19 protein-coding genes and 1 pseudogene are annotated in these 18,929 nt (G+C 62.5%); 11 read left to right on the forward strand and 9 right to left on the reverse strand.

The window, feature by feature from the left end:
• The first annotated feature begins 316 nt into the window (after positions 1-316).
• Positions 317-2,122 (forward strand): methyl-accepting chemotaxis protein, encoded by a 1,806-nt coding sequence (locus tag ACPWT1_RS08035; protein ID WP_427914849.1) that lies wholly within the window; start codon positions 317-319, stop codon positions 2,120-2,122.
• Positions 2,123-2,603: 481 nt separating this feature from the next.
• A complete protein-coding gene (locus ACPWT1_RS08040) occupies positions 2,604-3,077 on the forward strand; it encodes a hypothetical protein (RefSeq protein WP_427914850.1) in 474 nt (157 codons plus the stop codon).
• Between the two features lie 157 nt (positions 3,078-3,234).
• Here ACPWT1_RS08040 and ACPWT1_RS08045 read toward each other — a convergent pair.
• A pseudogene (locus tag ACPWT1_RS08045) lies at positions 3,235-3,513 on the reverse strand (GNAT family N-acetyltransferase); the annotation flags it as partial.
• 338 nt (positions 3,514-3,851) lie between these two features.
• Between ACPWT1_RS08045 and ACPWT1_RS08050 the strand changes: the two are divergent.
• Positions 3,852-4,472, forward strand: a complete 621-nt coding sequence (locus ACPWT1_RS08050; protein ID WP_427914851.1) for a Type 1 glutamine amidotransferase-like domain-containing protein — start codon at positions 3,852-3,854, stop codon at positions 4,470-4,472.
• 1,314 nt (positions 4,473-5,786) lie between these two features.
• Here ACPWT1_RS08050 and ACPWT1_RS08055 read toward each other — a convergent pair.
• Entirely contained in the window at positions 5,787-6,179 is a 393-nt protein-coding gene (locus ACPWT1_RS08055) for a hypothetical protein (RefSeq protein WP_427914852.1), read from the reverse strand.
• A gap of 209 nt (positions 6,180-6,388) precedes the next feature.
• On the opposite strand from ACPWT1_RS08055, the gene ACPWT1_RS08060 reads away from it, so the two are divergent.
• The 4 genes from ACPWT1_RS08060 to ACPWT1_RS08075 all read left to right on the forward strand — a co-directional run bounded on the left by ACPWT1_RS08060 (position 6,389) and on the right by ACPWT1_RS08075 (position 8,956).
• Complete coding sequence (locus ACPWT1_RS08060) at positions 6,389-6,973, forward strand: hypothetical protein (RefSeq protein WP_427914853.1); 585 nt, start codon at positions 6,389-6,391, stop codon at positions 6,971-6,973.
• A 166-nt stretch (positions 6,974-7,139) separates the two neighbouring features.
• The gene (locus ACPWT1_RS08065; RefSeq protein ID WP_427914854.1) at positions 7,140-8,066 is read left to right on the forward strand and encodes a polysaccharide deacetylase family protein; all 927 of its coding nucleotides are present in this window, start codon (positions 7,140-7,142) and stop codon (positions 8,064-8,066) included.
• A 96-nt stretch (positions 8,067-8,162) separates the two neighbouring features.
• Positions 8,163-8,330: a hypothetical protein gene (locus ACPWT1_RS08070; protein WP_427914855.1), complete on the forward strand. Its 168-nt coding sequence runs from the start codon at positions 8,163-8,165 to the stop codon at positions 8,328-8,330.
• A 68-nt stretch (positions 8,331-8,398) separates the two neighbouring features.
• A complete protein-coding gene (locus ACPWT1_RS08075; RefSeq protein ID WP_427914856.1) occupies positions 8,399-8,956 on the forward strand; it encodes a hypothetical protein in 558 nt (185 codons plus the stop codon).
• Between the two features lie 67 nt (positions 8,957-9,023).
• Here ACPWT1_RS08075 and ACPWT1_RS08080 read toward each other — a convergent pair whose 3' ends face one another.
• From ACPWT1_RS08080 to ACPWT1_RS08095, 4 genes are all read right to left on the reverse strand, one after another.
• Positions 9,024-9,677 carry a hypothetical protein gene (locus ACPWT1_RS08080; RefSeq protein ID WP_427914857.1) on the reverse strand — a complete coding sequence of 218 codons (654 nt, stop codon included), beginning with the start codon at positions 9,675-9,677 and terminating at the stop codon, positions 9,024-9,026.
• Between the two features lie 92 nt (positions 9,678-9,769).
• Positions 9,770-10,123 carry a YciI family protein gene (locus tag ACPWT1_RS08085; RefSeq protein ID WP_427914858.1) on the reverse strand — a complete coding sequence of 118 codons (354 nt, stop codon included), beginning with the start codon at positions 10,121-10,123 and terminating at the stop codon, positions 9,770-9,772.
• 219 nt (positions 10,124-10,342) lie between these two features.
• On the reverse strand, positions 10,343-11,611 hold the full coding sequence (locus tag ACPWT1_RS08090) for a type II toxin-antitoxin system HipA family toxin (protein WP_427914859.1): 1,269 nt from the start codon (positions 11,609-11,611) through the stop codon (positions 10,343-10,345).
• A 3-nt stretch (positions 11,612-11,614) separates the two neighbouring features.
• A complete protein-coding gene (locus tag ACPWT1_RS08095; RefSeq protein ID WP_427914860.1) occupies positions 11,615-11,941 on the reverse strand; it encodes a helix-turn-helix transcriptional regulator in 327 nt (108 codons plus the stop codon).
• Positions 11,942-12,672: 731 nt separating this feature from the next.
• On the opposite strand from ACPWT1_RS08095, the gene ACPWT1_RS08100 reads away from it, so the two are divergent.
• Positions 12,673-13,248, forward strand: coding sequence for a hypothetical protein (locus ACPWT1_RS08100; RefSeq protein ID WP_427914861.1), 576 nt, complete (start codon positions 12,673-12,675; stop codon positions 13,246-13,248).
• Positions 13,249-13,473: 225 nt separating this feature from the next.
• On the opposite strand, the gene ACPWT1_RS08105 is transcribed toward ACPWT1_RS08100, so the two are convergent.
• A complete protein-coding gene (locus ACPWT1_RS08105; protein WP_427914862.1) occupies positions 13,474-13,821 on the reverse strand; it encodes a hypothetical protein in 348 nt (115 codons plus the stop codon).
• 225 nt (positions 13,822-14,046) lie between these two features.
• Positions 14,047-14,211, reverse strand: a complete 165-nt coding sequence (locus ACPWT1_RS08110) for a hypothetical protein (RefSeq protein WP_427914863.1) — start codon at positions 14,209-14,211, stop codon at positions 14,047-14,049.
• A gap of 124 nt (positions 14,212-14,335) precedes the next feature.
• Here ACPWT1_RS08110 and ACPWT1_RS08115 point away from each other — a divergent pair, with 124 nt between their 5' ends.
• The 3 genes from ACPWT1_RS08115 (at position 14,336) to ACPWT1_RS08125 (ending at position 17,648) form a co-directional block, all read left to right on the forward strand.
• Complete coding sequence (locus tag ACPWT1_RS08115) at positions 14,336-15,496, forward strand: IS30 family transposase (protein WP_427914864.1); 1,161 nt, start codon at positions 14,336-14,338, stop codon at positions 15,494-15,496.
• A 611-nt stretch (positions 15,497-16,107) separates the two neighbouring features.
• Positions 16,108-16,893: a zinc ribbon domain-containing protein gene (locus tag ACPWT1_RS08120; RefSeq protein WP_427914865.1), complete on the forward strand. Its 786-nt coding sequence runs from the start codon at positions 16,108-16,110 to the stop codon at positions 16,891-16,893.
• Positions 16,894-17,483: 590 nt separating this feature from the next.
• Positions 17,484-17,648, forward strand: coding sequence for a hypothetical protein (locus ACPWT1_RS08125; protein WP_427914866.1), 165 nt, complete (start codon positions 17,484-17,486; stop codon positions 17,646-17,648).
• An 886-nt stretch (positions 17,649-18,534) separates the two neighbouring features.
• Here ACPWT1_RS08125 and ACPWT1_RS08130 read toward each other — a convergent pair.
• The gene (locus ACPWT1_RS08130; RefSeq protein ID WP_427914867.1) at positions 18,535-18,876 is read right to left on the reverse strand and encodes a DUF1992 domain-containing protein; all 342 of its coding nucleotides are present in this window, start codon (positions 18,874-18,876) and stop codon (positions 18,535-18,537) included.
• Positions 18,877-18,929: the final 53 nt, after the last annotated feature.

Raw genomic sequence — 18,929 nt, forward strand, 5'->3', positions numbered from 1 at the left:
TCAACGTCGCCGCGCCACGTCGCCGCGTCATTCCATGTCGGTAGCCGAAATTTGCCGTCGGTACTTCGCAAAGCCCTTCGATCGAGCCCGCGATCCAAGTAGCCCTGGCGGGTATTTATGTCCGGCGTCAACTGCAGACATCGCCCTGCGCCGCCGGAAATCGCACTAAGTCACGACTTGCACTTTGCTGACGAAGCTCGCCGGCCCGCTTGGGATCACCCCGTCCCTGCCGATAAGCAGGAAGTGCCCGCCCTGCCGCCGGCGTTTCCATGCGCGCTTGCCTGCGGGCGCGTCACTTCATCCTCCAAACAAGAACATGTTTTCCACCATTCGAGTCCGCCTCATCGGTACCAGCGTGTTGATCGTGATCGCCGCTGTCGCGATCGTCAGTCTTGTCAGCTACCGCTTCTCACGTTCGTTCATTCTCGACAACCTCAACGTGCAGCTCAGTGGCATCAGCACGTCGGAGGCGGCCAAGCTGGGGGACTGGGTGGCCTCGCAAAAAAGAGTGGTGAAGTCCATTGCGCCTGCGGCCCTGGCGGCCGACCCGTCGCCGGCGTTGCAGCAGGCGTTATCCGCCGGCAACCTGGACCTCGTGTACGTGGGCAGCGCCGACAGGAAAATGCTGTCGGTGCCCGCGCGTGAGCGACCGGCCGACTACGACCCGACAGCTCGGCCCTGGTACAAGCAGGCCGCCGACTCGGCCGACGCAATCGTCACCGCCCCGTACATCGCGGCTTCCAGCAAGAAGCTGGTCGTAACCTTTGCCTATGCGGTCAAGATTGCGGGCGCGACTGCCGCAGTTGCCGGCGCCGACGTGACCGTCGAGGACGTGCTCGCCGGCTTATCGAAGATCCATCCCACCCCGAGCGGCTACGTCTTCCTGCTGGACAAGGACAACCGCATCATGGCCCACCCGAATACTGCGCTGACGCTCAAGCCGGCCAGCGAACTGTCAACGGCAATCACTCCAGCGCTGCTAGCCGCGGTGTCCGACGGCACGACCAGTCCCGCAGCCGTGCGCATCGGTGACGGTCAGTACCTGCTGAAGGCCGCGCCGGTACCGGGCACCGACTGGGTGCTGGTGACCGCGGCCGAGCAGGGCGAGGCTTTGGCCCGCCTGAACAAGCTTCTGGCCGGGATCGCCGCCGTGCTGCTGATCGTCGGTGGCGTCGCCGCAGCGGTGTCGGCGCTGTCGGTGAGCGCGCTGCTGCGCGGGCTCGGCCGAGTGCGCGATGCCATGCTGCAGATCGGCTCCGGCTCGGGCGATCTGACGCGGCGCCTTCCAGTCAAGGGTCACGACGAGATCGATGAAATGGCCCAGGCCTTCAACGGCTTCGTCGTCAAGCTCGAAACCGTGATGCGCGACGTGCGCGACAGCACCGAGTCGATCGCCACGGCGTCGAGCCAGATCGCGACCGGCGCGCAGGACTTGAGCGGGCGCACGGAGCGCACCGCCAGCAACTTGCAGCAAACCGCTTCGTCGATGCAGCAGCTGACAGGCTTGGTAAAGAAGAGCGCCGACAGCGCCGCCACGGGCGCGGACCTCGCGCAGGGCTCGGTGGACCTCGCCGACCGTGGCAGCGAGATTGTGGCCCAGGTGGTTTCGACCATGGGCGAGATCACGGCCAGCTCGGCCCGGATCTCTGACATCACGTCGGTCATCGACGGCATTGCTTTTCAGACCAACATCCTTGCGCTTAACGCGGCCGTCGAGGCTGCGCGCGCAGGCGAGCAGGGTAAGGGTTTCGCCGTCGTGGCCAGCGAGGTGCGCGAACTGGCGAAGCGCACCAGCGAGTCGGCACGCGAGATCAAGAGCCTGATCACCGACAGTACGCAGCGCGTGGAGCATGGCGGCCGCCTGGTCGCCGACGCTGGCGATTCAATGAAGCGCATCGTCGACAGCGTGCGCCGCGTCACGCAGATCGTGGGTGCCATCACGGCAAGCTCGATCGACCAGTCGCGCGGCCTGGGTGAGATCAATGTCACCGTCGCCGACGTCGACCAAATGACGCAGCAGAACGCGGCTCTTGTGGAGCAATCGGCCGCCGCCGCCGAAAGCCTGAAAGATCAAGCCAGCCACCTGGCGGACGTGGTTGCCCAGTTTCGGATCAGCCGCTGAGAGATACCCTACCTATGGTCGTGGCGGACGGAGGCCTATGGCAGCAACATCCCGATTGACTCCCGCCTAGGTTGCTATTGCTGCTCGAGACTCACCGTGGTCTGACTAGGCGCAGAGGCAAACGAGCGGCGAGCGCCAATGTCTGTTTCCGGCCAGAAGAGGACTTGCGGCGGCGTGTAAGCGAATTCCAGCCGATGCGAATCAGGTTGGTACGACCGGGGAGAGTGAGAGCTCGGAGGCGCTCCCCCATCGGGCTGCGGCTAAGCTGCTCGCGAGGAGGAGAGCCGTGCCGATAAACCGAAGCTTTTTCAGATGCTTGCTGGCCGTTGTTCTTGCGGTGCACGCATGCGGCGCTGCGACGCAGCCGCAGCGTGAGGCGCTTGACGCCTGCCTGGGGCGACCCGACCCGAAATGTAGGATCCTGATCCAACTGGACTACGACCCGACGGTGATCCGAGTGGCTGGCAAGTCGAAAGGCTAGGTGGCCGCATCGCAGTTGACGATTTCGGCCAGCGTGCGAAGTCCGGACCCGGCGCTGTCCGCGCGGCCGGAACGCGGCATAGAAGCGGATATTAGGCTGGTCTACGCGACCCCGGAAGCAGAGCTGAATCACTGGCTGACGGCGAGCGCATATTTTCGGTACCCGGTGAATCGCACCGAAGCCGGCCTGCGAACTGTCGCCGAATCTGAGCGCGGCGACTCGGGCCAGAGCTTCGTCGTGCCCACGGAATCGGATAGTTCCGTGTTCTTCATTTGCACAAAGCCTTATCGGACCAGTGCCGGAACCATCTTCGGCGAGACGCTGTGCCAAGTGCACGCTTCAATCGGGGAGTACGTCTTCATTACCTACCCGATTCGCCGGGTGCGCCTGCGGGACTGGCGCGGATTTCACACGGCCGTGCTGCGCGACGTTTCAGCGGCATTGAACACAAAGGTGGTCAGAAGAGAACTCTGACGCGGCAGACTCCGGTTCTGCGGCGTTTAACGAATCGCCTTGGCAACCGCCGGCAGCTTGAAGGCGGCCACGAAGCTGCTCGAAGATCTGCTCGCCAGTTCCTTTTCTTCGTCCGGTCGTCGTGGAACGCGGGAACAGCCGCTTGTCTTCGTGCTCGCTACACGCCCCTAAGAGGTGCTGTCTGAAGTCGGCTTCCGGCCAGGACCAGCCTGGTGATGTCGCTCAACTCGGAGAACGCCCAGTCGGACGCCATGCTCAGCGCCTGCGTCGCGATGCCCTTTCCCCAATGCTGCCTGCCAAGCCAGTAGCCCACCTCGGCGTTGCAACGCAGCCAGCCAGCATCCTGCCGAACGCCTACGCAACCGATCACCTCGTCCGCCACGGAGATGCCCCAGACCACGCCGGCGGCTCGCCAGCCTCCGCCGCACCACGCATCCGCATCCCCGAGCGTCTATGGTCGCGGGAAGCCCTCGAACAGCGTTTCCCACACGCCCTCGTCATCGGCGTGCCGTTGCAGCGACGGGGCGTGCTGCAGGGCAAGCGGCACTAGCACCGCTGATTTTCCGGTCAATGTCGGCGGGGTCATGCCCGATTCTCGTCGGACGTGCCGCGGCTTCCGGCGGCGTTTGTTCCCGCGACTGCTGCTCTTGGCCGGAAGCAGCCTCCCGGCGGCGAGCAAGCGCGCAGATAGACTGGCGAAACCGGCCAGCCAATGCTCCAGGCGGATGTAGCTGTTGCTCGTCGTGCATCATCACTTCGTCTGGAAGACATGGAATGACCTTACGCTTAGCACTTCTCAGCGAGCTGACGGAGCACCAAGACGCGACTATCAGCGATCGCCTGATGCGGCTCTTAGGTGTTGAGAGGCCCAGGATTGCTTACCTCGCATCCCAACCAGATCCCTACAGGGTCTACTTTGAGCAAGCTCGATCCTGCTACAAGCACTTGGGGGCGGACCTCGCCGTGTACCTGGATTCAGAAACAGTACCTGGCGGTGGAGGATCCGGAAGCCTGATTGGATGTGACGCTGTGCACCTATCAGGGGGAAACACCTACTCATTCTCTACTTGGCTTTCCGGCGCCGGGCTTTTCCAGTGTCTGCGCCAGTTTGCTGCTGATGGCGGGGCACTGATCGGCGTAAGTGCCGGTGCCATCTTGATCACGCCCTGCATTGACACTGCATCCTTGTGCGGCGACGTCGCCGACAGAGCCGGCGGGCACGAAACGTTGGGTCTAGTTCCGTTCGGTTTCTTGCCCCACTGGGTCCCGGGCCAGAGGCTGCCCGCGGGCGCACTAAGTCATCCCATCTACGCGTGCACTGATGGTGCTGGCGTGATCGTGGATGGGGCAACTATCGAAGCGCATGGTCACGTCGAGCTCCTGAGTCCGAAATAGGCTGGCGGCCGCTGTTGGCCGAAGGCAGCCTAGATCTCGGTAGCGCCAACATCTCGATTGCGTCTCCAACTACTGTGCGAGAGACCTGACGATGCTACAGGTCAGCCAAACCTTTGATCCACAAGACGCGAAGGTCACTCCGGCTTGCTCGCGTGCTTTTCATTCGCAGCGTACTGTCGGTGATAGGCCGATGCCGCGCCTCACATCGTCCGAAAGGGCATCGAACCGGCGCGTAATTGCCGTAGTCTTGCCATCAGCCGCAGCCTCCAGCTTCTGGGTGGCGCTGTTGTAATGCATGCTGACGTGCCCGTAGCTCTGCTTAGAGTATCCGTCGTACTGCTCGCAGTCCAGGGCGCCTGAGTCATCGTCAAATTGGCAGCGGAGCCCCACGCCGATTGCGGGTGGTCCAGAGACCAGAGCGCCCGCCCCGTCGCCTCCCAGATAGACGGCAGCCCCTCCGATCAGGGCAGCACCCCGCAGTACCGCTCCGTCGCTCGCCCACACGCCCACAAGGTAGGGCGGTATGCGTTCGCACGGATTGGCTGGCTTAGGGGGCGCCGCTGCGCAGCCGAGAACAAGAGCGCTCGCCAGGATCGCGGAACGGGTTTGGTGCTTCATGGCACGGCAATTTAGGATTATTCCGGCCGGGCGTGGTGTGAAAACCCACCCAGATCCACGGTGGAGTTCGCGTGTTGCGACGATCCAATTGGCGCATTTCCGGAGGTTCGAGTTGCGCCGCATCCCATACGGCTGCTTGCGGCCGATAGCCTCGCGGTGCGGCTCCGTTCGCGCGGCCAGGTGGCGGGTCAGGTCAGTGGTATCTGCTCAAGAAAGACACGGCGGCCTGGCCCATCGCCAGTGGGCTGATCGTTCGGTTCCGGGGCGGCCTGGTGGGTGGGAGTTTCGGCCGGTTCCGCTGCGTTCGATGACGGGAACACGCATCCATTCATGACGCACGCTGAGGCGAGCGCGAGCAGCGCTGAACGGTGATGTTCCATGTTCCCTCTCTCCGCGAGGCCGTCTGGCCAGCTTCTTGTTCGGCCGGGATGGTGAGCTCAATCACCCGAGCCCCACCACCGCGGGCCCTGCCAAAAATCGCAGGGGTTCACCCGAACGGCCGAGCCACCGGCTTGAGGCAGATTGCGGAGACGCACTCCTGAGCGGGCATAGCCGCCGACGCGATTGGGGTGATGGTCCGCTTCGGCTCTCCGGGGCCAAGGCTCAGGGCACGGCTGCTGCTGGCCGACAGCAGACGTGCTGGCCGCCTCAACTGAAGATCGAAGCGGCTCGCGGAGTACAACTCCGGCGGGCCGCTCAATGAGCGTAGAGCCGGTTCTCGAGTTCCCACTGCGCGTGCGCAACCACTGATTCGGGATCGCCTTCGAGCATGTCAACGGAGCGCAGCCCCCCGTGGAACCATGAGGGGTTTGCCAGCCAGACCACAAAACCATCTTCACACAGCAAATCTGGCACCAAGATCTCCAAGGCCCGCCGAACGACGGGATGGTTCATGTGCGGCGCGACGATCGCTCGTCGTTCAGCAACGGCCCGCTCCCAGTCGGCATCAGACATGCCCCGCGCGAGGGGTCTCGCAGGCACCTCTGGCAGGCTGCGGCCCTCTAGCAGCGATTCCAGCTTGACGTCAGGTTTCTCCGGCACACAGCGAATGTAAGTGCAGGGCTGCTCGCACCGCAACGAATCTCCCATGAATGCTTATGGTCAGCCCACAGATGCGAAAAGACATCTCGGATCTTCTTGGAGCCGGGAACTCTCGATCTTGGATGTGGTGGCATGCAACGGCAGCGGCCCACGCGACTGCTGGTGGCCGGAAGCCGACTGGCCATCTTTGCCGGCCTTGAGCAGAGCTAGCTAGCATCGCGGCTGTCGATGGCGGGTTACAAGTGAGAGGAGGAGCGATGAGCGACTGGGACTTCCTGCATGAGATGCACGACCGGGGTTGTAGCCCCGAAGAAATCGCCGACGCAGCCGCAGTGGGCTATGCCCCTTGGGAAGAGGCCTATGTGAGCAAAGAGTGGATCGATGCCGAACTTCAGGGACAGGCGCGTGACTCCAGTAGGTCGCTCAATCCCAGGGAGCAGCTTCCGACTGAGGAGGGGTTTCCTCAATCGGTATTGGAGCAGGCCGAGATTCTTGAGATCCTAGTCGACTGCGCCGAGCGACACTTCAGGAACACCGGGAGGTACCTGCAGGTTTGGGGCGAGCTCGGCGAGATCTACGCAGAAATCAAGTTCGGCCTTTGCCGCCATCGAACGCATCACCCCGGGTCGGATGGCACCATCGCTGGCAAGCTCGTCGAGGTGAAAACCATCTCGCCCGAAAAAGGCAGCGACCATGTGCTCGTCAAGCGTCAAGGTGACTTCGAGCAGTTGCTCATCGTCCGCATAGACAAAGAATTCCAGTTCACGGCGAAGCTGGTCGACCGTAGCAAGCTGTTGAGCGGCGGTCGAAAGTTTCTCCGAGCCACAGCTGCAAGAACCTGAACCAGATTATCTGGCTCGCGAGGCGGTAGATCGAAGTCGCCTGGCCTTGCAGGCGCTGTTCCGCACTGGCTCTTGCCGTTAGCCGACGCGGTGACGACTGCATTTGGCCGGAAGCAGCCCTCGGCGCCGCGAGCGAGTGGTCATGCTTCGAGTATGGTTCGGAACTATGAAGCGCACGCTTGCTTTCTTCACACTGCTCGTCTTGCTCACGGGCCACGCTTCTGCCCAACGGGTTGCCATTACGCTCGATGACGGACCGATGCTCGAAAGGACGCCGCTCATGTCCCCGCGCGAGCGGAACGACGCAATAGTTCGTCACCTCACCTCGCGCGGGGTGCAGGCGATGTTCTTCGTCACTGTGAATCGCGGTGCGGACCGCCCAGAGGGCCGTCAGCCCCTAGGAGCTCTGTCCCAGGCGGGGCAGCTTGTCGCGAACCACACCGTTACCCATCCGGATTTCAACGATCCGTCAACACGGCTTGAGGATTTCGAGGCGGAGGTGGACACGTGCGATGCAGTCATCCGCGACTATGCTGGGTACCGGCGCTTCCTACGCTTTCCGTATCTTCGCGAAGGGGCCCAGGACACCAAGCGTGACGCCATCCGGGCCTTTCTGCGGGAACGGGGCTATCGCATCGGCTACGTCAGTATCGACGACTCGGACTGGCTGATCGACGAGGAGCTGGTTGCTGCCGCGAAGTCAAACCCTTCGCTAGAGCTTGCGCCCTGGCGTTCCTTGTATCTCGATCATCTTTGGCGTCATGCGCAGGCCTACGACTCACTCGCCCGCAGCATCTATGGACGCGAAGTCCCGCAGGTTCTGCTGCTCCACCACCGTTTGCTGAATGCGCTGTTTCTTGGCGATGTCATCGACATGTTTCGCGCGAGGGGATGGTCGGTAATCTCGCCCGAGGAGGCGTTTTCGGATGGTGCATACAAGGTCGCTCCCCGCATTCCGAGACTCGACGGCAGCGTTCTCGAAACGACTGCGCAGGCACTCGGTGTTTCGCTCGCTCCATTGCGTGAAATGGGGTCGGAGCGTCAGGTCGGCGAAGCAGCGGCGGCATTGCGACGATCGTCACAGCAGCCTTGAGGCCCGTTCACGCACCAGCGGCTGCTCCCGCCCACAAGCGAACATCCCACTCCCTGCCAATGGCATAGGATGATCCAGCAGCGTCAGGAGCCCTAAATGAAGCGCCATCTCGTCACCGCCGTCATCCTGCTGATCGCCATCCTTCTTTATGCGGTGGGCATCTCGGGGGGCGGTGCGGCTCTGGTCGGCGTCGGCGGCGCCGTCGAGCTGTGGTTCTGGGTTCGCGCGCTCCGTCCGAGGCCGCCGGCAGCCCACACTAAGTGATGGCCGCTCGCGGCCAGGGGCTGCCATCCGGTTGTACAAACTTCCCCCAAGGCAGGCAGAATCTCTGCATGAGGCGCCCGACAGTCGCGTTTCTCGTGGTCGCGTTTTCGCAGATCTGCGCGCAAGCGCAGGAGCTCGGGCTAGATCGAAAGAGCGTCGTCGCGCTGGTGCAGAAGGTGCGCGATGGCGGCGCCGAATTCGCCTGTGACGTGGAAGCAGTTTCTTCCGCGCTCAAGCTCTCGCCGGTAAACAAGGCGTCACTGCGTGGAATCGGCACGGTCCATACGCTTGGTCGACGGGACGGAACTCAGCAAGGAGAGGTGCAGATCTTCCCTGCCGCTTGTTCGGTGTCCGTGACGGTGGAGGCGGGCGCCATCTGCGACTTGCATCGGGGAGGGTGGGATGCGGAGGTCGGGGCGCGCGCCGTGCCCGCGCCGCCGCCTATGCACGGCCCCGAGAATGCGCCGCCCTCGCAGCCAACGTTTTTCCACTACTTCCCTTCGCAAAAGGAAGGGTGGAACGATGAGGTGCAGCTGGTGCTGCCAGTCTCCGGCAACTGCGTTGAACGAGTGGTCGCGTTTGCATACCGGCGACCGGTGCAAGCCCCGATGGTTCCGCAGCGCTAACCGAATAGTTCCGGGCGCGGTGTCTGATGTGATCTGCGGACCAGGCGGCCATTTTCCTTGCCTGTCGCTAGGCCCGAACTGAATTCCAGACGACTTGCTGCAGTAGCGTACCGAGGTCCGTCGGGTCGTAGTGCACGATGTTCATCGTGTGGATCGTTTCGCCCATAACGACGCGAATCAGGCCTGCCGCAACAAGTCTCTCCCGATGCTGTTGCTGCCCAAGCGGCTCCGCATCTGCCCCTTCCAACGCGGGATCTAGAAAGTCCTCTAGGTCATCGACGAACGCGGCGTCCACTGCAGCCGCCAGTCGCCGCAGTTGGTCAAGGGAGAGCGCACCCGTTCCGCACTCCCCTACCAGGAAGCCGAGCAATCGCGCCTTGTCGAAGTCATTGAGTCGGTCGACAACGAGCAGAAGCGTCTGCCCGGCTCTGGCTCCATCATCTCCCGCAAGCAGCTTGTCCCGTACCTGCTCGCGTTGCATGGGAGAAAGGTCATCTAGTCCTCTCAGGAACTCAATCAACTTCGCAGCAAATAGCCTATCCCCCACGGTGTCTCTAGCCTTGAGAACCTTGAAGGCTATAGACGCGAATGGCACGGCTTCAAGAAGTTCGTCTTTGACGACGAGGTCGTAGGCCGCCTCGCCAGCCGTGAAGACTGCTTCAAGGACGGGTCTGTCCTTAGCGGACTTGCGCCGTCCGCGAGAAAAGCGGAGTGGAAGCATCGCTGGAGTCTACGGTGCGCCTGTCCTGCCCGATTTGGCACGGCTGCTTCCGGCCAGGAGCAGCCGTGGGCGAACTCTCGTGCCTCAGAGGGTCACCGTGACGTCCGGAAGCGCTTTCCCCACTGGAGGATCTTGTAGTTGCGCCTGCTGTGCAGGAAGTACGGGTCACTTTCGACGAGTTCCACGGCACGCTCCTTGGACGAAACAGCAAGAATCCAAAGTCCGCCACCGAAGGGGTGACCAGGTCCCTCGCGCAAGCCGCCGGCCAGCAGGATCTCTGTCCGGTGCGCTCTCAGGTACTCAAAGTGGTCTGGTTCGTACTTAGCCCGAACTTCAGGCATAGCCTGCGAGTTGTCGAAGATGGCGACCCAGTGCATATCCCTCCCCATTTGCAGAACGGATCCTACCCCTGTGGCTGCTTCTGGCCGCAAGCAGCCGTAGAGCATGGTGAGCGCCTCTTAATGAGGAGCTCACTATGCGCAATCAACGCGGTGCCTGACACCAAGACGCTCGCGACAACCGACACGCGCAAACCCTGGCGCGGCAAACGCGCTACTGCGTGGAGCTTGATGGCACGTTCTTCACCCGGCCCCGCGGAACGCAAGAAGGCGCAGGAGAACGGCCGCCCCGTGCTGCAGCAGCTGGCTCCCCGAGCCTGAAGCGCGTTAGATCGCGTCGGGCGGCTCGATGCGCTCGAAACTCGAAGGAAGCATCGCCTGCTCCATGTGCTCGATGTCCGCGTCCGACACCCCATGCTGCCGGAACACTTCGCGCCAGCCGGCAACCACGTCGCGCATGCGATCGATTTCGGCATGAGCCTGCTCCCTAGTCAACCCGAACACGTCCGGCTGGCTGACCAGGTTGTAGATGCTGGCTGCGCGCCCGAACTTCCCCACCTGCAGCGCCAGGTCGCGCCGCTCCTTCGAGAGAAGCGGTACAGGCAGGATGTCGTAAGCAGGCGAGAGCCGCCACTTGCCGTTTTTCTGAAGCAGGGCGTGGTTGCGCGGGTGGTCGTCGTTGTTGGTCACCATCGCGTTGAAGACCATGCGCCGAAACAGCTCCAGCCGGTCCGCGTCCGGCTCGCTGGACCAGCGTCGCACTTCATCGGACAGCAAGAGGTATGACCAGCGATCCCTGCCTGTGTACCCTTCCTCGGCGTCCAGCACGGTCAGCCCGGAGACCAGCCCGTAACGGGCGTAGGCCTTCGCATCGGGGTTCCATTCCCGGTCGAAGCGGCGCAGCATCAGCGCGTCGCGCGAGCCGACTTTCTCGATGCGGGTGCCACACACGTCAAGCCCGGCGGCGCGCGCCAGTTCCAGCGTCGCGTATTCGATGCGCTGCATGTTCCAGCGATCGGCTTTCTCAGGCAGCTTCGTCAGCCAGATCGCCTGCTGGTCCTCGATAGTGACCTTGGGCCGGGCGCCACCCATGCTGGTGCCGGGTTCGAGCTGCTCAAGCACTTCGTGCGGCAGTCGGCCGTCTTCTTCCAGCTTTTGCGCGGCGTCAACGAGCGCGGCCAGCTGATGCGTGCGATTGAAGGGCCGCGCCGCAACGGGGACCTTGGAGGTTGGCGCGAAGCGCAGGTTGCCCGCTCCATCGTCAGGCCCGTTGAGTAGGTAGTCGATCTCGCTGATGTCTGCGTCGGGCCGGGCGAGCTTGGCCTGGATCACGCGCCGTCCCCACGCATCCGGGCTCGCATCGCGAAGGGCACCGGGAATGCCTTTGAGCTTCGTGAACTCTCGGGGCTGGTCGGACAGCGGAAGCTGGAAACGGTCCAGAGGGGCAACGTTGCGCCGCGCGAGATACGACTGGCCGTAGATGAAGGTGCCGACAAAGGCGCCTTGGCCAACCTCGCGCACGGCAAGGCGCCCGCAGACCACCCACTCGTAGGTGCCGGGAAGCTGGATGAAGGCGAAGCAGGACTGATCGGCCATGGCTTAGAACTTGTTGTCGATAGCTGTCGCGGTGTGTCGCGCCCGCTGCGGCAGGCGAGCCTGCTCAAGGATCTTCCCGTGCTCATCCGTCTCCGGATCGGCCAAGCTTCGGGTAGTCGAGAGCAGCCCCAATGCCCACAGCACGCTCATCGCGCGGCCAAGCGCCACGCCAGGGTCGCCGCTTTCCAAGCGCGCGAGCGTGCGGCGATCGATCCCGGCCGCCTTGGTCAGCTCGTCTTGCGGCATGCGGCGGCGCAGCCGAGCTGTGCGGATGTTGGCCCCCAGACGTTGGGCGGCTTGCTCCACCTCGTGCGGGAAAGATTCTTTCACTCGGGGCATCTTTGGTTCGCTTTCGCCAACAATGGGGCATCTATGGATGCAATTATATAGGCTTCGCACATTTAAGCGCAACGCCCATTGAGTCATAGATGCCCCAATATACGATCTAGCGGGGGCAAAAATGCCCCTGCGACGGCTCAACCGTCGCCGGCGGAAACGGTGCCGCGGAGGTGATCCCTACGCCAGAACTGCCTTGGCCCCGCCCGGTTCCGGGGAACGACTAATCAGTCTACGGGGGCGCTTTCGGGCCGCGCGCGTCTCCACATACTCCCTGTTGGAAACTGCACCAGCAGTGACAGCGCGCACGCCCCGCCTCAAGCGGGGGCTCTCTTCATGTGAATTTGGAAGAGGAGGTGGCCGGGGCGTAGGTGCGCGCTGCCCCGCCACGCTCAAAACGGAGTCGAGGCCGGTCAGCGGCCGATCACATCGACCACGGACCGGTCACGCCAGCTCGCATGAGTGCCAGCAAGTAGTGACCAACTGCCGCCGCACTGAGTGAAACCAGGTCCGGCTTGCACTGAGCCGCTCAAGGTAGCGATCGACAGCAGCACGATGGTGCCTGACTTTTCGCTCTCGACCACAGAAGATGCCCTGAGTCAGGGCGATCGCTACGGAATGCCGCCCTGCATTACCAGGCGGTTGGGTGGCAAGGGCGGTGGCATCGTCCGCTCCTGGCCGAGAGCTGCCGTGATAGGTTCGGGTGGCAGCCGTCTATTGTTGGCATGACGAGTCCGCTCACCAAGCTCGATGTCGCACGCCGGCAGCTCGCCACCGCGATCAGGCTCTTCTTTGATTGCACTGATCCGATTTCCGTGTATTCGCTTGCCGCGAACGCCTGGGAAGTGATTGACGTCTTGTGCACACGCGCTGGTGTGGCAAGTGCGTCAACGCAAACCCGTGGGCACCTTACAGTCGGGAAGGACCTGAAGAGGGACTACATCAACTCTCCATTCCGCAACTTCTTCAAGCACGCTGACCGAGACCCAGACGGGCTGCTAGAGGGCTTCGAAAGTTCCGCAGTCGACGCATTGCTGTTCCTAGCTGTGGAAGACTACATCCAGATCCGCGGTAGGTCGCCCGTGGAGTTCCAGATCTTCCAGCTTTGGTTTCTTGCTTGCCATCCAGAGAAGATCGCAAGCGACCGGGCGGATGGCGTTCTAAACGCGGCCGACCGGGTGTTCCCGTCTATTGCTACCCTTCCCAGAGAGCGCCAGATTGATCTGGGCCACCGTGCGCTCGAACATGCGCGCATCGATGCTGGCGTTCTGAACGACCCTCGGACAGAGCCGGCCTACTGATCACCGGATTGCCTTCGCTAATGTCTGCTTCCGGTCAGGAGCAGCCGTGGTGGCCCGGCGGCCACCTCGAGTCGCTCGGCAGCTCGTTGGTTTCGTGACGATGCCCCCCGGACACCCTTCGTGCCCACCTAGCGGGGCCTAAAGCCTCCCTCTGCGGCAGCGTCGAAGGGCAGTCCAGCTTTAGACTGCGGAGCCGTGACCAGGTACACCGTCAACGCATCGTGTTCATCCGCCTGTAGGGACGCACTCCCATCTTTTCTTCAGTCGGGACTTCAGCGGCTCAGCGTCGAAGATGTGCCGAGTCTTCGGTCCTTCGGGGTTCTTTGGCTTTGCAACGCGGGCGGAGCGGTGCTTCGGATCGGGTCCGAGGTCGTGGGACTGGAGGAAAGGTTCGAAGTAGACCGGATCGTCCTGGAACTCGTTGCGCGGGCGCCTGTTCGCAGCAAACAGATTGGGATTCCGCCAGAACTGAGGGAGCCTGCACGAGCCGAACTTCTGATGGTGAACGAGGATTTCCGCCCGCGAGGAGCAACTGCCGTTGTCGAAGCCGGCATCCGATTCATTGGTCAACATCGCAGTTGGATGATCGTGGCAGGGGCTGAGACGTTCTCGCTCGCCGTCGCTGGCGTAGAGGGGTTAAGGGGCACTCCAAAGTACGAGTTCTCCGAGTACCGAAGCGGCACAGGGGCAGGCTAAAACCCCAGCTACGGTAGTGCGGCGAGACTCTGTTCAGAGCCTTCATTCCTCGACCAAGATCGGTCACGCGAGTGGCGGGTTCCGGCCAAAAGCAGAAGGCGCTCAGGGGCGGGTTGGCCGCTGCCTGGGGCGTAGCACGCGGACCCAGAACCACAGCTCGAATGCGCCGCCAATTCCGATCAGGGCCGCACAGCTTCCGGTGAAGCCCAACGCATAAAGCACGATGGCGACCAGCAGGATGAAGGCGGTGACGAGGTGACGTTCCATGTCAAAGCTCCTGATGCTTATCACGATGCTACATGCAACGGTGGCCGTTGATCGTGTCCGCAGATGGCGGCGGATTCAACCGGTCGATGCAACACGCTACCCTGCATGAGCAGATGGAGTGTGGATGCGGAGAAGACCAAGAACCAAGTACACGGAGACTCAGAAAGCCTTGATGTGGGAGCGCTGGAAGAAGGGAGAGACCCTTCACCAGATCGCTCGCTTGTTCGATCGCCCTCATACGTCGATCCGGCAGGTCCTCGCCGAATCAGGTGGGTTTCGCCCTCCTGAACGCCGCCGCTCCAAACTTGCTCTGACCCTCGCTGAGCGAGAGGAAATCTCACGTGCCTTGGTGGCCGGCGAATCGATCCGTGCTGTAGCTGCCCGGCTCGCACGTGCTCCGTCGACCATCAGCCGTGAGATCGCCCGCAATGGTGGCGCCTCCTGCTACCGAGCTGCTCAGGCCGACCAGGCCGCTTGGCAGCGCGCACATCGACCCAAGCAATGCAAGCTGGCTCAGAGCGCAACGTTGGCCCGCCTGGTGACGCAAAAGCTCCAGAGCCACTGGTCACCCGAGCAGATCGCAGGCTGGCTAAAGCATACTTACCCAGGCGACGAGAGCCTGCAGGTGTCACACGAAGCCATCTACCGAAGCCTCTTCATTCAGGCGCGAGGTGCCCTGAAGAAGGAGCTTCTCGAGCACCTGAGGCGAACGCGCGGGATGCGCCGCTCACGCCACCACACGCAGAAGACCGAGTCGCACGGCCAGATCTCTGAGGCGGTCTCGATCAGCGAACGTCCTGCCTCTGTCGAAGATCGAGCAGTGCCGGGACATTGGGAAGGCGATCTGTTCTTCGGCAGCGGCAACAGCCAAATCGCGACCTTGGTTGAGCGACAGACCCGATACGTGATGCTGGTGAAGGTGGGCGGCAAAGATACGAGGACAGTCGTCGATGCACTTGTGCGCCATGCCCGCAAGCTACCTCAGGAGCTGTACAAGTCGCTCACCTGGGACCGCGGCAAGGAGCTGGCGGCCCACAAGCGCTTAACGCTGGCCACAGACATCCAGGTTTACTTCTGTGATCCTCAGAGCCCGTGGCAGCGCGGATCCAACGAGAACACCAATGGCCTGCTCAGGCAGTACCTGCCGAAGGGCCTGGACATCTCAGGCTACTCGCAGGCCAGCCTAGATGCGATCGCGCGAAAATTGAACGAGCGCCCGAGGAAGACTCTGGGCTTCAGGACGCCAGCTGAGATGTTCGACGAATGTGTTGCGTCGACCGGTTGAATCCGCCGCCGAAAGCAGACGTCGTCGGACCTATGGACTCCTAGTCCACGGAGTGGTTGACCGGTCGATCTCCAGCTGAAATGGCAACAGGTCCGGCGTTGGAGACAGACTGCCCGTCTGGGCCGGTGAGCCCGTTGGCGCGGCCCGGAGGGTGTCGATACGACCTGTTAGAGCGCAGCACCGACGACCTTCGGCTGGTTGAATGCAAGGACGCCCACGCATCCGTTGGGACCAGTACAGGAACTCACGGAGTGCGGGTCGTGTTCTCGCGGAGATGATGACCGGTAAGCCGCGCCAACGCTCGTGTCTTCTGATGCGCTCAGCCGGCATACCGTTGAAAGTACCGTCTTTTCCTGCAGCCTGAGCATCTGTGTGACTGGCACTCTCCGACGTGGTGCGGCGCAGGCTCGTCCACACGCCTTGCGGCGCATTGCCGGCGCGTTTCCGTGTCGAACGCGGTCCTGACTTCAGTCTAGCGGCTGAGGCTGGCCTTCCAACGTCGCGGCGTAGCCACGGCTCCTTGCGACGGCGCACCCCAAGTTCGATGATCGCTAGGCGCGCGGGGCGGCGTTGCCTCGGGCGACGAAGACATATACATAGAGGAGACCGAGATGGCCATGGCCAAATGCCGCGAATGCGGCGCTGAAGTTAGCGATCAGGCCAAGACTTGCCCCAAGTGCGGCGTGGCGAACCCGGTGAAGAAGATGTCGATCGGGGGCAAGCTCTTCCTGGGGCTCGTCGGCCTCGCGGCGATCGGCAGCATGATCAATGGCGCGAACACGGGATCGTCCACAGGCTCAGCCCCCCCGCCCCGGGTCAGTTCTGCTGCGCCGACCAGCGCCGCCCGTAGCTCCTCCACGCCCATGGCCGTTGCGACACCTGCGCCTGCCGCGCCCACTCCCGCCCCTGATCCAGCCGCTGAACGCGCCAAGCACAAGTCGGAGCTGGATCAGATCCGACAGCACCTTGCGGAAAACCGCGAGCACCTGAAGAAGTACTACGGGAACACCGAGCAGCTCAGAACAGCAAGCGACGACCAAACGAGGGCTGAAGGGATCGCCGCCAAACTCGCCGGGAGCAAGGATCCAAAGGACCAGAAACAGGCTGCGGAAGCCAAGTCGCTGGCAGTTCAGGTCGCCGTGCAGGGTCGAGCGATCTACGCAAGCTCGATCGAGGAAGTCTTCATGAAGAGCGGTATGAACGCAAAGGCCCGGGCAAGCGGCAAGGCCAACGAGCGCTTGACGATCACGTATGCACTGATGAGCCAGCCTCTCGTCTACAAGTTCCAGAATGAAATTGACGTGCCGAGCCAGGCAAGGAAGTTCGGCTTCACGAAGATCGTCTACACGAACGGCTTTGAGAGTTCGCTAGGTGAGTCTTGGACGGTCAACCTATAAGCCGCTCAGATCTACATTGCCGGCAGCGTGCTCGGGATGGTCGTCGTCCAATAAGCGTGGTGCGGCGGTAGCCGCGCCGGCCATATGGCTACGGGTACTCAGCGGGCGCCGCCGCCACTTGCCATTTGAATGGAGCACGTTTCGCGGCAGCAGCGCGGCGCGCAGACGCCCAGGCGTGATCTCCAAACTCGGTCTGCGTATTGCCCGAGGTCCCGCGCGACGTTCAAACGGCCCGGTGTGGCTGGGCGTGAAGAGCGCCGACAGGAGGGGTGAAGATGAAGGGGCCGGGGTGGAATGAAGGACGTGAGTGGCGGAGCTAGTCCAGAAAAGGAGCCCGCGGGTCTCGCCAGCTTGGAAGAAAGCAGGTGCAACAGTACTTCTGTCGGTACTTTCGAGAATCGACCTGCATGCACTCCGCACCTACATAGGGGTATCGCGATTACGCCTCCTCTCGAGACTTCGAACCAAACGCGCCGACTCGGACCGCCGGAGTGTCAATCCGTTGGTTGCCGTCCGCTTCCGGCCAGTTGCGGGCACGATCAACGGCCACCGTTGCCTGTAGCATCGTCATAAGTAACAGGAGCTTTGACATGGAACGTCACCTCGTCACCGCCTTCATCCTGCTGGTCGCCGTCGTGCTTTATTCGCTGGGCTTCACCGGAAGCGGTACGGCCCTGATCGGAATCGGCGGCGCATTTGAGCTGTGGTTCTGGGTCCGCGTTCTACCCCCCAGGCAGCGGCCATCCCGCCCCTGAGCGCCTTCTGCTTTCGGCCAAAAGCGGCCGTTCGCCGTCGGCTTACTCCCCTTCTGCAGGGACGAGCTGGGGTGACCTCCTTTGCTTGGCGACCCTTCGCGCGGCACATATCGGGCACTGGAGGCGCGTGATCTCCATGCCAAAACTCCAGAGCGTAGGCGAGTCTGGAAGGAGGGGGACGGTCAAGGCTACTCTGCGGGCTTGTGGAAGCAGACTAGGTGGTGCTTGATCCGCGCCTGTCTAGCAGTAACGGCCACATTGCGTCTCCATTGCAATTGCTGGATCAATGCAGCGCCCGCAGTACCTGCGCTGCCGCAAGCAGGATCGATGGTGTGAGCAGCAAAGCCCACGCGGCCAGCTTCCAACCAGGACGTTCCTTGTTCCACTCAAACTTGGGCATTGGGTTTCTCCAGCGCATGCTCAAATTGTGTGGGCTTTGAGGATGTACTTGATGGGGTTTATGCCCGCGTGGGCCAGATCACGACGCTTGAAAGCGGCAGTTCCAGCCCCCCCTTCGAAGGCAGAGGACCTAGAACCGCGGCGTAGCTGATGTCGTCGAGCGTGCTGAGGGTGTTGGTGAACACGCAGCGCATGGAGGGTGTTCAACATATCCTTGGCGAGGATGTACGGCTCGATGTTCTCGTGGCAGCACCGCACGTCTCGCGGAAACCGGCCGTGTGGTCGCCGCGCTGTCTCTTCTGGATGTCCTCGACACTGATGTCGTAGTCCTTGTCGTCGGGGCTTTGCAGCGGATCTTTGTTGTTTGGCTCCGCACAGCCGGTAGCACGCGCGCCCCAGTTAGCCCAGCTCAAGGCGCGCTGTGCAACGTCCATCGCACGTCCGATGGTGGCCGGAAGCAGCCATGCGCTGCGCTTCCCCAAGCATCTCAGATGCCGTCCCGCTGAAGCTGCTCAATCCTCACCGTGACCTTCAGCTGCAGTTCGGAGATCTCTTCTCGGAGCCGCTGCGCCTCTGTACTCTCAATTGAAAGCTGAGCGAGCCGACCACGTTTTGACTGCAGCTCTCGCAACATCTCTACTTCAGGCGGAACGAAGCCGCCGTCCTTGAGGATCTTGAATGCCATGCGGAGTTCTGGCGGAGTCTCGTCATAACCGTCGCCGAAATCGAGAGGCTTGCCCCAGTCCTTTGCGGACTTCAACTCACCACTGCGCTCGCTCTCCCGAATTGAGCGGGCGATCTGTTCATCAAAGGTGGGGATGTCTCGCATCTGCGGTTCCCATCGGCAAGGTGGATGTGGCGCGGGCTTTCTACTATGCCGGA

The organism is Ramlibacter sp. MMS24-I3-19 (genome assembly GCF_050320135.1).
GTDB lineage: Bacteria > Pseudomonadota > Gammaproteobacteria > Burkholderiales > Burkholderiaceae_C > Ramlibacter.

Excerpts from the sequence above, each read along its gene's own strand:
- ACPWT1_RS08035 (WP_427914849.1), top strand. The coding sequence starts at position 317 with ATGTTTTCCACCATTCGAGTCCGCCTCATCGGTACCAGCGTGTTGATC.
- ACPWT1_RS08050 (WP_427914851.1), top strand. The coding sequence starts at position 3,852 with ATGACCTTACGCTTAGCACTTCTCAGCGAGCTGACGGAGCACCAAGAC.
- ACPWT1_RS08055 (WP_427914852.1), bottom strand. The coding sequence starts at position 6,179 with ATGGGAGATTCGTTGCGGTGCGAGCAGCCCTGCACTTACATTCGCTGT.
- ACPWT1_RS08060 (WP_427914853.1), top strand. The coding sequence starts at position 6,389 with ATGAGCGACTGGGACTTCCTGCATGAGATGCACGACCGGGGTTGTAGC.
- ACPWT1_RS08065 (WP_427914854.1), top strand. The coding sequence starts at position 7,140 with ATGAAGCGCACGCTTGCTTTCTTCACACTGCTCGTCTTGCTCACGGGC.
- ACPWT1_RS08070 (WP_427914855.1), top strand. The coding sequence starts at position 8,163 with ATGAAGCGCCATCTCGTCACCGCCGTCATCCTGCTGATCGCCATCCTT.
- ACPWT1_RS08075 (WP_427914856.1), top strand. The coding sequence starts at position 8,399 with ATGAGGCGCCCGACAGTCGCGTTTCTCGTGGTCGCGTTTTCGCAGATC.
- ACPWT1_RS08080 (WP_427914857.1), bottom strand. The coding sequence starts at position 9,677 with ATGCTTCCACTCCGCTTTTCTCGCGGACGGCGCAAGTCCGCTAAGGAC.
- ACPWT1_RS08085 (WP_427914858.1), bottom strand. The coding sequence starts at position 10,123 with ATGCTCTACGGCTGCTTGCGGCCAGAAGCAGCCACAGGGGTAGGATCC.
- ACPWT1_RS08090 (WP_427914859.1), bottom strand. The coding sequence starts at position 11,611 with ATGGCCGATCAGTCCTGCTTCGCCTTCATCCAGCTTCCCGGCACCTAC.
- ACPWT1_RS08100 (WP_427914861.1), top strand. The coding sequence starts at position 12,673 with ATGACGAGTCCGCTCACCAAGCTCGATGTCGCACGCCGGCAGCTCGCC.
- ACPWT1_RS08105 (WP_427914862.1), bottom strand. The coding sequence starts at position 13,821 with ATGTTGACCAATGAATCGGATGCCGGCTTCGACAACGGCAGTTGCTCC.
- ACPWT1_RS08110 (WP_427914863.1), bottom strand. The coding sequence starts at position 14,211 with ATGGAACGTCACCTCGTCACCGCCTTCATCCTGCTGGTCGCCATCGTG.
- ACPWT1_RS08115 (WP_427914864.1), top strand. The coding sequence starts at position 14,336 with ATGCGGAGAAGACCAAGAACCAAGTACACGGAGACTCAGAAAGCCTTG.
- ACPWT1_RS08120 (WP_427914865.1), top strand. The coding sequence starts at position 16,108 with ATGGCCATGGCCAAATGCCGCGAATGCGGCGCTGAAGTTAGCGATCAG.
- ACPWT1_RS08125 (WP_427914866.1), top strand. The coding sequence starts at position 17,484 with ATGGAACGTCACCTCGTCACCGCCTTCATCCTGCTGGTCGCCGTCGTG.
- ACPWT1_RS08130 (WP_427914867.1), bottom strand. The coding sequence starts at position 18,876 with ATGCGAGACATCCCCACCTTTGATGAACAGATCGCCCGCTCAATTCGG.